This window comes from Enterobacillus tribolii (assembly GCF_003363015.1).
In the GTDB taxonomy this organism is placed as follows: Bacteria; Pseudomonadota; Gammaproteobacteria; order Enterobacterales; family Enterobacteriaceae; genus Enterobacillus; species Enterobacillus tribolii.
Genome location: NZ_QRAP01000015.1, coordinates 34,201 through 44,071, shown reverse-complemented (window position 1 = coordinate 44,071; position 9,871 = coordinate 34,201). Strand labels below are relative to the sequence as shown.

Annotated in this window: 8 protein-coding genes and 1 pseudogene; 3 read left to right on the top strand and 6 right to left on the bottom strand. The window is 52.0% G+C overall.

What is annotated here, in order from left to right; all coding sequences use genetic code 11:
* Positions 1-224: 224 nt before the first annotated feature.
* Both C8D90_RS22435 and C8D90_RS20830 read left to right on the top strand, forming a co-directional pair.
* Positions 225-314, top strand: a pseudogene (locus tag C8D90_RS22435) (helix-turn-helix transcriptional regulator); the annotation flags it as partial.
* Positions 315-384: 70 nt separating this feature from the next.
* Entirely contained in the window at positions 385-1,131 is a 747-nt protein-coding gene (locus C8D90_RS20830) for an SDR family NAD(P)-dependent oxidoreductase (RefSeq protein ID WP_115460394.1), read from the top strand.
* Between the two features lie 444 nt (positions 1,132-1,575).
* Here the strand turns inward: C8D90_RS20830 and C8D90_RS22125 are convergent, their stop codons facing one another.
* A complete protein-coding gene (locus C8D90_RS22125; RefSeq protein WP_162844439.1) occupies positions 1,576-1,716 on the bottom strand; it encodes a hypothetical protein in 141 nt (46 codons plus the stop codon).
* A 456-nt stretch (positions 1,717-2,172) separates the two neighbouring features.
* Between C8D90_RS22125 and C8D90_RS20825 the strand changes: the two genes are divergently transcribed.
* Positions 2,173-2,697: a lipocalin family protein gene (locus C8D90_RS20825; RefSeq protein WP_115460393.1), complete on the top strand. Its 525-nt coding sequence runs from the start codon at positions 2,173-2,175 to the stop codon at positions 2,695-2,697.
* A gap of 80 nt (positions 2,698-2,777) precedes the next feature.
* Here the strand turns inward: C8D90_RS20825 and phrB are convergent, their stop codons facing one another.
* The 5 genes from phrB to C8D90_RS20800 form a co-directional block, all read right to left on the bottom strand.
* Complete coding sequence (gene phrB / locus C8D90_RS20820; protein WP_115460392.1) at positions 2,778-4,211, bottom strand: deoxyribodipyrimidine photo-lyase; 1,434 nt, start codon at positions 4,209-4,211, stop codon at positions 2,778-2,780.
* Positions 4,212-4,226: 15 nt separating this feature from the next.
* On the bottom strand, positions 4,227-5,180 hold the full coding sequence (locus tag C8D90_RS20815; protein ID WP_115460391.1) for a YbgA family protein: 954 nt from the start codon (positions 5,178-5,180) through the stop codon (positions 4,227-4,229).
* Positions 5,181-5,293: 113 nt separating this feature from the next.
* Positions 5,294-6,493, bottom strand: a complete 1,200-nt coding sequence (locus C8D90_RS20810; protein ID WP_115460390.1) for a fimbrial protein — start codon at positions 6,491-6,493, stop codon at positions 5,294-5,296.
* A gap of 15 nt (positions 6,494-6,508) precedes the next feature.
* Positions 6,509-9,067: a fimbria/pilus outer membrane usher protein gene (locus C8D90_RS20805; protein ID WP_115460389.1), complete on the bottom strand. Its 2,559-nt coding sequence runs from the start codon at positions 9,065-9,067 to the stop codon at positions 6,509-6,511.
* Between the two features lie 23 nt (positions 9,068-9,090).
* Entirely contained in the window at positions 9,091-9,819 is a 729-nt protein-coding gene (locus C8D90_RS20800; RefSeq protein WP_115460388.1) for a fimbrial biogenesis chaperone, read from the bottom strand.
* Positions 9,820-9,871 lie beyond the last annotated feature (52 nt).

The window sequence follows — 9,871 nt, the reverse complement described above, 5'->3', positions numbered from 1 at the left end:
AGCAATACCCAGAAATACGATATTCATGGTGATTCTCCTGCTGAGCATATTTCGTACAGTTAACCGTAGAGGGAGGAGGTAGTCCATCCCATTAACTGGAAATCCAATAACGAGGAGCGTCCGCATAGCTCACTCGGTGATATACCGCCAGTTATCTATGCAAGACAAAAACTGGCCGGGGACTCTAACTGGCAATGGTACTAAAAATCAGAGGGACTACAGTGCAACTGGATTCTATATATAGTGAAAGCAGAACAGTTTTATTGAAAAAATGGAGAGTAAAAGAAGTGATCTGCGAGGAGAAAGAGTACTGACAAAAACTGTCACAGCTAATTTGTATACTAACCCAGATGAAAGACTCAATTCTACTTCATAGGGGGAATTATGAATTTTCAGAATAAAGTTGCTGTCATAACAGGAAGTACCGCAGGTATAGGTGAGGCAGTCGCGGATCAATTACACAAACATGACACTAAGGTCGTTATTGTATCCCGCTCGTCAGAGCAGGCTAAACAAAAAGCGAAACGATTATCTTCACAGGGACAACAAGCGATAGGGATCGGATGTGATGTGTCACAGCCTGAACAAGTACGGCAAATGATCGATGAGGTTATCAAACATTTCGGCAGACTTGATTATGCTGTAAATAATGCAGGCTTAACAGGTGAACATGGTAAAAACATTACAGAGCAGACTGTTGAAAACTGGGATAAGGTTATTGCCACCTCATTGAGCGGCGTTTTTTACTGCCTTAAATATGAAATACCTCAGATGATGAAGTTTGGTGGATCTATTGTTAATTTATCCGCAGTAAATGGCCTGGTTGGTATTCCAGGATTAGCACCTTACACCGTGGCTAAACATGGTATAATCGGTTTAACCCAAACCGCAGCACTAGAGTTTGCATGTCAAGGTATTCGAATCAATGCGGTCGCTCCGGGCTATGTCCAAACCCCACGAATGAGTGAATTTCCTGAAAATATCGTACGTAGTTTCGCAAATAGCCACCCGATGAAAAGGATGGCAAAAATGCAAGAAATAGCAAACTTCATATTGTTTTTGCTGTCAGATAACTCAGCGTTCTGTACCGGAGGAGTTTATCCAATTGATGGCGGGTATTTAGCCGAGTAAAACTCCCCAAAAGTCCTTTTAAACTGTAAGAATTGCCTAACCAAAGTAGTAGACTCAATGGGAGTGTTAGAATATATAGTTAGCGCTTCCGTTGCAGGGCCAGTGATAACAATATTTCCAGTATGGATTAACAGGAGCATAGATGATCGGCTCTCCATTGGTTCATACATCATGCCATTAACAACTTCCGCTTCTGGCACGAAACGGGCTAACTGAGCTGAAGCTCCGCTGTGAGCGAAAAGCAGACATTTGCTTTGCAAAAAGCATTCATATAGTGCTGGCTCAGCGTAACTGGAACAGATTAATCAGTTATCTACGCCATAGCCCAAGAAAATTCTTCACTAAAAAGAGTGTAACACTCAGTAGGAGCTGAAGCCCAATCGTACGTTTTCAGGCTATTGGGCTTCAGAAAGGTTAAACAACGATATAAACTTCAATATTGCATTAAGGTCGTTTTGCCGGTTTTAACGGAGGAACATGTTTATCTATAGAATTTGGATTCTTAGGATCTACACGCTGCCGGCGATCACGTTCTTCTTTCTCTGATTCTTCTGTTGTGCGTTTTGGACCAGGCTTAAGACTCATGGTAACTCTCCTTTATATTCCTAGAGGAAATCCCTCCATGTGAATATGTGAGGGTGTACTAAAAATTATCAAGATGAATTGCAAAAAAAAACTCTAAATTCGATAGATTCTCCATCCTTTTAATATAATAATGGAGCTTATATCCTAGTCTTTTCATTATCCTGGGTTTTACGCCTAAAAATTATATTTTCTGCAACCAGTAATAAAAAAGGTTATCACATAAACGACCGGTTGAGTGACAATTACTGAAGATTGCATAACTCTCCCCTCCCCTAAGTCTCATCTCATCTGTCATCATTAATTAACCATCAACCACAGAACTAAATATTACAGATAGGGATTAAAACAACCCTGCGCAACAGCAAAAAATCACTCCACGATACACACCAGGCCGAATGAAATAGAAAAAGTTTGCACTACACTTAACATCCCGCCACGAAAAAGAAAGGAACCCTCATGAAGCTATGGCCTGTTTTGACCGGAGTCGCTCTTATGCTAACGCTGGTTGCCTGTCAGTCCCCGACACCGCCAAAGGGGGTGCAGCCCGTCACTCACTTCGATGCCAGCCGTTATCTGGGGAAATGGTATGAAGTCGCGCGTCTGGAAAACCGCTTCGAACAAGGCCTTGAGCAAGTTACCGCCACCTACGGTAAACGCAGCGATGGCGGCATCAGTGTGCTGAACCGTGGATACAATCCATTAAAAAATAAGTGGAATGAAAGCGAAGGGAAAGCATATTTCACTGGCGCCACAACCACCGCAGCGCTGAAAGTCTCATTCTTTGGGCCATTCTATGGCGGTTATAACGTGATCAAGCTGGACGACAACTACCAGTACGCGCTGGTCAGCGGCCCGAATCGTGACTATCTGTGGATACTGTCACGTACGCCAACGATTCCGCAAACCGTAAAACTGGATTACCTGAATACCGCGCGCATGCTGGGTTTCAATGTCGATCAACTCGTATGGGTGAAACATTAACGTGACGGTATGAAAGCACAAAATTTAAACCGGCATTGAGTATCAGCACACGTAATGCCATATCCCCTGCTGCTCAATACTCACATTGAATTACCATCAAAACGCCTGGCAGCCTCAAAGGCCGCCAGCGTATCCAGCCGCGCCTGGCGGTGATCGACGATTGGCAGTGGATAGTCGAGTTCCCGTCCCTCCTTTTGCGCCCAACGATGCGGCTGATGAATATCTTTATCTGGCACCTCCGCCAGTTCAGGCAGCCAGCGGCGGATGAAATGCCCCTGCGGATCAAAACGCTCGCCCTGAGTCGTCGGATTAAAAATACGAAAATAAGGCACCGCATCGGTGCCGGTGGAAGCCGCCCACTGCCAGCCGCCGTTGTTAGCGGCCAGATCGCCATCCAGCAGTTGGGACATGAAATAACGTTCGCCCGCGCGCCAGTCAATTAACAGATCCTTGACCAGAAAGCTGGCGCAGATCATCCGCAGCCGGTTATGCATCCAGCCCGTGTGATTAAGCTGGCGCATGGCAGCATCGACGATCGGATAGCCGGTACAGCCCTGCTGCCAGGCCTGTAAGTCTGTCTCGCTGCGGTTCCAGCGTATCCGGTCTGTCCACGCGATAAAGGGGCGCTGCATACATAATGCGGGATGCGCCACCATCAGATGACGATAGAACTCCCGCCAAATCAGCTCATTAAGCCAGGCAAAAGCTCCGCTTTGCGGCTCCTCCAACACCCTGGGGCACTCCGCGCGCAGGCGGTTGAAACACTGCCGGGGAGAAAGCACGCCAATGGCCAGATACGGAGAAAGGTTGCTGGTTCCGGCAATGGCGGGAAAATCGCGCAGCTTCAGGTAATCGGCTACCTGTTCACGACAGAAAGCCCGCAGCCGCCGCAACGCCGCCTCTTCGCCCGCGGGATAAGCGGCTCCAGCCTCAGCCGGCGGATAGTTAAACGCGCCCACACCAGCATTGGCTATGACTTTTCCCCTCGGGCGCGGAGGTGGCAGAGAAGTCACATCAGACTCCGTCAGCCGCTGAATAAAGGCCCGGCGGAACGGGGTATACACCTTGTACATCTCACCGCTGCCGGTCTTTACGTCACCCGGCGGGAGCAACAGTCCGTCGTCAAAGCCGTGGCAGGTCGTCATGCCTGTCAGTGCCTGCTCAAGTTGCTCATCACGCCGGCGCTCATTAATTTCATACTGCCGGTTGTAAAACAGCGCCGATACCTGCTGCTGACGGCAAAAACTCACCAGCCAGTTTACTGCGGCGGGAAAGTCGCTGCATTCCTGGCTGACCAGTTCAATACCGCGCTCAGCCAGCGCGCGCTGTACTTCCAGCAAGTTGGCATGGATAAATGCCGCCTGACGGGGAGCCATATGATGGCGCTTCCACTGCTGTGGCGTCGCAATGAACACGGCCAGCACCCTGGCGTCAGGATTGCTGCAGGCCGCATGCAACGCTTTATTATCCGTAATGCGCAGATCGTTACGTAACCAAACCAGATGAGTGATCATAATATGTCTTAGCCGCTAATAGCCGTAGCGCAGGCATAGCGCCTCCGGATAGGGTTCAAAGTAACGCTGTTGGGCCAGATAGCTGTCCGGATATTCGGCCATATAGTGCTTTATCAGCGTAATCGGCGCCAGCAGCGGTTGCATCCCCCGGCGATAGCGATCGATCAGGGCTGCCAGTTCCTGGCGCTGCGCGCTGCTGAGATAGCGGCGGAAATAGCCCTGTACATGCATCAGCACGTTGGTGTGATTACGGCGGGTCGCCTTCTGACGCAGGATCGCCATCAGCCGGTGACGGTACTCCTGCGCGAACGCCTCAAGGCTTTCGCTGTGTTCGATATTCGCGACAAAGCGTCCGAGTTCGCGATATCCTGGTTGCGAATGCGCCAGCAGCGAAAGTTTGTAACGGCTGTGAAAAGCAATCAGGCCTCCGCGGGTTAATCCACCGCGCCAGAGTGTATTCAGATCGTGGAGCGCAAAAATCCGCTCGATGAAGTTCTCCCGCAGCCCGGCATCGTTAAGGCGGCCATCTTCCTCCACCGGCAGCCATGGCATCTGACGTAACAGCTCGGCAGTAAACAGCCCGGTGCCGCTTTTACGCACCCCGGCACTGTTTTCATCATAAACTTTAACCCTTTCCATCCCGCAACTGGGCGATTTGGCGCAGACAATATAGCCACACAGCCACCGCAGGCTGGCGATGCGCTGCTCTGAAAACGTCTGCATTTGCCCGGTAAGGTCAACGCTGCGGTCATTGGAGTAACACAAGCGCACCTGTTGCCGGTCTTTATTCAAGCGCAGCGCTGGCCGCGGCGTCGGCAGACCGATCGCCATTTCCGGACAAATCCCCTCAAACTCTACATAAGGAGCCAGCTGCTCCACAGCAAATTCGCAGCGCTTATGACCACCATCAAAACGTACCGCATTACCCAGCAGACAGGCACTGATTCCGATGCTTATGCCGTCACTCATATCACTTCCCCGAAAGCGGATCGTGTTAGCAGTGTAGAGGAGTTTGTTGAGATGTACCCGCTTGATACCCTGAATTAATTTTATTGTCCGACGAATGAGTACGGGCGCCATACTCAGTAATAGTTCACCATAAACGTTGCCGCACCGTTTGCTTTACCCGGTGTTAGTGTATTTTCTGTTGCAATGTAACGCGCTGACACCGGGATCCGGATAGTCGCCTGCCCTGTTTTCGGCAGCGGCAGGGTATTTTCCCCGCTAAAGTCAAACGGCACCGGCGTTGCATCCGCGCTTCCCCATCCCAGTTGGATCCCGACGCCGCTCGCGGCGTTGGCGTCCGGCGACAGCGTCATGATGCCGGCGGCGGCGTTCACGACCTGCGTTGCCGGCGTAATACGCACGCGGACTGAGTTGCTCAGCGCTTCCGTCGGCGTCGCGGGCGGCCCGTTCAGGTAAAGCTGAGACGGGTTTCCGGTTTTGTAATACCCGTGGAATACAGGGCAGTTTACCAGTACGATCGACGCATCAACCCAGGATGTTGTCGCCCCTACGTTCGTAAACCGGGTAATGTCATGCGATCCCAGCGCAACGTTAACGTCCGGCGTCTGACAGGTTTGCACGTTCATCGTGATATTCCCGCTAAAGCCTACCGTTACAACGCGATGAGGCAGCCCCGTTATGTCGCTGCCGTTATTTTCCCAGCGGTAACTCAGTTGGGGAAAATCCGCATCACTGAATGTATAAATACCGGGTTGCACGGGGCCGATCTTCACCAGCGTCGCGTAGGCGGTAAGCTTAACGGTGCCTGGCGACGATTTAGGGGTATCCGGGCTGAGCATTTCATTAACGGTTGCCAGCGTGTGTGCCACGTTCTCCGTCAGCCCCCCGGAAGAACCTGCGGAGACCACAACACCAATACCGGGCACGCTGGTCTTATAAATTCTCCCGTTATCCGGCGAGCCGGGAACGGGATCAGCCATACCGTAGGCTGACCCTCGTGTAACACGCCACACGGCTTTTATGTTCAGCCTCTCCGCGCGATTGCTGATACACGATACTTCGCCCATGAATTGGCTGCTGCGTTCATAGCGCCCTTTATACACCTCACCACCAACCGGAACATCGGCGCCGGCGGAAATGTTTGCCGGCGCGATATTCAAAATATCGGTGATCCCTGCCGGCCCGGTGGCTGAACAGTGAATCAGCGCATGGGCCTGCACGCTGAACAGGAACAGCAGCAGGCTTTCTGCACAGAACAGCACCATTTTTCTCATCCGGACTGAAAAGGTGATGCTCTTGGTTACGCAATAATACATGACGTCGACTCCTGTTTAGCGACACACTGATGTGAAGGGGGTAAGATCTTTTTGTGTCGCCGGTAAGGCATAATTTATCGTGCACAACGTTGCGTCATCCTCTCCCCACTGAATACGCAGCTGACCCTGTGTTTGTGTCACCCTGGCAAAAACCTGCCCGGCCTGCCCGACGCTTCCCACGCTTTCATTCAGGTCGTTAAAAACCCGGGAGCCGAACGGCAACGGCGCCCCCTGGTAGGTGGCGTAGGTTAACAACGGTATGCCCCGCTCAGTGTGATAATTGAGCTTCACAACGGCGCCTGAATAGGGGGCTGTCTTTTGCATCGTATTTTTCAGTTCCACATGATGTGACATCCCTTTGGGATCGATGCTGATTTCATTCATCTGATACGGGGTCAGGTAAGGAACTGCCGCATAACCGCGCCGGTCTACCCGTATTCCCGGGTAAGAGGAGACTTTGGCTCCCGTCGCGCCCGGGGCTTCAACCAGCGCGAAGGTATCGCTGGTATAGGGTGTCAAGGTGATGCCTCCGGCATGGGCCAGGAGCGTCCCCGACAGCCCGGCCGATGCGCTGCTGTAGTGATTACCCCGGCTGAATGACGCAAATGCCTGTGTCAGCGGGCTACGGTACTGGCCATTCAGGGTCGCACTGCTGCCGGCGCCGTTGTTGGCATAGGCCAGCGTCGTGTTGTAGCTGAATGCGCTGTCCTGACCCAGGGTGCCGGAAAGCGAACTCTGCGTCCGGCTGCGGCCCCCGGTATCGTGCGCCAGATCAAAACGCATTTGAGGCGTATTCGAAACACCGCTGCGCCCCAGCGGAAAGCTCAGGCTCAGCATGTAAGTATCCTGCGTGCGGCCGTTATTATCCCGGCTGCGATTGACGTTCAGGTTGTAGGTCACATTTCTGAAGCGGTGGCTATAGCCAACCTGAAACTGCCGCTCATAGCCCCCGTGATACCAGTAGTTTTGCAGTGAGGCACTGGCGTAAATCTGCCCCAGGTTTTCGGGCAACCCCTGCCCCAGCGTCAGCGTAACGCGGTTCTTCGCCCGCCAGATGCTGTCGGCGGCGTCACCGCGACGCAGTGCAGCACGCGATTGCATTGCGGTCATGAAATCCATGTAGTCGCGCGTTGAAAAACGGTACGCCGCCAACGACAGGTTGCTGTTCGTTTCCTGAATGGCCTTACTGAAGCTCAGCCGGTAACTCTGCCCTTTCCGTGTTCCGCCGCTGCGGGTGCCGTCTTGCAGCATCAGCCCGGGCATTGCCGCCCTGGCCTGCGTAACATCAAAGGCCAGCGCCCCGAATGACGTGGCGAAAGACGCGCCCAATTGCAGCGCCGCATAGTGCGTACTGGCCTGAAGCCCGCCGTAGGCGGTGATGGCGTTGGTCATCCCGCGCTGATACGTTGCTTCATAAAACTCAGGCTTTGAGGATAAAGCGGCAGAACGCAGCTTTCCTGCCGTGACCGAATAGCGTTCAGCGCCAGGGCGCAGCAGCTGCGCCAATGAAGCATAAGGCACGGTAAATGTTTGCATGCTGCCGTCTGCTTCACGTACGTTGACCCGCAGATCGCCGCCGTATCCTGTCGGATACAGATCATCAATAACAAATTCGCCGGGCGCTACGGTGATTTCATAAATCGTCTGGTTATTCTGTATTACCTCTACTTTGGCGTTTGTCCTGGCTACGCCGCGTATTTCAGGGGCATATCCACGCTGCGACTCTGCCAGCATGCGCTCGTCGCTGGCTAATTGAATACCGCTGAATGGCAGCGTGTCGAACAGGATACCGGTTGTATTGGACTGCCCCACCAGCAGACGGGCGCTTAATGACGGAATATCGCGTTGCAGGTAGGTATTGATGGACTCATATTGGTGGGCGCTGTCTGAGGCCCACATGTAGCTACCATTATGACGCAGATACCAGGCGCCTAAATTAAGGCCGCCGTTGAGTCCCGCATAGATAGAACGGTAGTGCCTGCCCGCCACTTCCCGGGTATAGCCGTTCATGTTATAGCCCAGCAGCAACGCAGGAATGCCGCTGTCCCACAGTGCGGGGTTAACCATTCCTCTGGCCGTTTTGAGCAGGTATTTTTGCGGCACAATAATGTCCAGCCGCAGCATTGAGCTATTAAACGTTACCTGACCGACAGGCAGCAGAGCGGCAAGATCGATACACGCCTCTCCGGCCGACGGAACAGCCGGTGTATCACCGATAGCGGCAAAATCCACGTGGCGTAAAACTGCCGGGCTGACGCACGGAAATGTTGTTTTATCAGCCCGCTCACGAATTTCAATCATCTCACTTCCCACCTGTTGTGAGTTGATATAGATCTCTGCGTTATACTTCCCCGGCTGCGCGGCCGCACCGCTGCTGAACCGGGATAAATCAACAGAGCCGGCCTGCCTGAGGTTAAGAAAAACCGGGTCGAATTCGACGACGTCAATATCAGTTTCCGCAACGCAGAGAGGGGATGAAAAACTGACGACGATGCACAGCAATCCGAGAGGCAGTATCAGCCGGCCCCCTCCGGATGCATCCTTTTCCACACAGGTATCGTATCCTTGATACATAAGTGTTCATCCTTAATTAAGGGTTATCCGCTCAATCTGACCATCATTTTATTTATTGCGCCGTAATCATTCACAAACTCAACATTCAATGATTGCCCGCTATATTCATGACGCATTTCGTTAAACGGAATTTCCCGGGTACTTTGAGGCTCCAACATTTGGCCCTCAATTATTTTTTCGCCATGCGGTGTTTTAAAAGCCAGGGAAACAAGCGATATATGATAAGGCGTAGGATTGGTGACGCTTATCTTCCCGTTGGCTGAATACCACTGTGCTTCCTTAATCGCTTCATTAGCCTTGCCCTTCAGCCCTTCCGGGCGGTAAAAGAGTTTTATCCGCGTACGAAATGCCATCTGCAGATGATTTTGCATCTGCTCGGCACGGACCTTGGCGGGCAACTCCAGCACGTTGAGCCAAAAAACGGACTCACGATCTGCCGGTAGCGCGGGGCCGGTAAAACTCAGGCGCAACATTTGGCCCTGGTCAGGGTTAACGCGATTAATCGACGGCGTAAGAATAAAAGGAACACGAATAGACTCCGGGCTTTCATCCGTATTCCCGCGATCGATCCAGGCTTGGATCAAAACAGGTTTTTTCCCCACGTTGGTCAATTTTACTGTGACTTCTTTTTGTTCTGCGGAATAAATAACCCGTGTGCCGCTAATAATAATACTGGCCATACTGTGCACGCTTACCATCATGATCAACAGACCATAGATGATTCTCAGAGGCCACAGCCCGTATTTATTCATAAGTACGGTTCCTGCATGGATGATAAAAACAAAGGGATGTCAGCCATCCCTT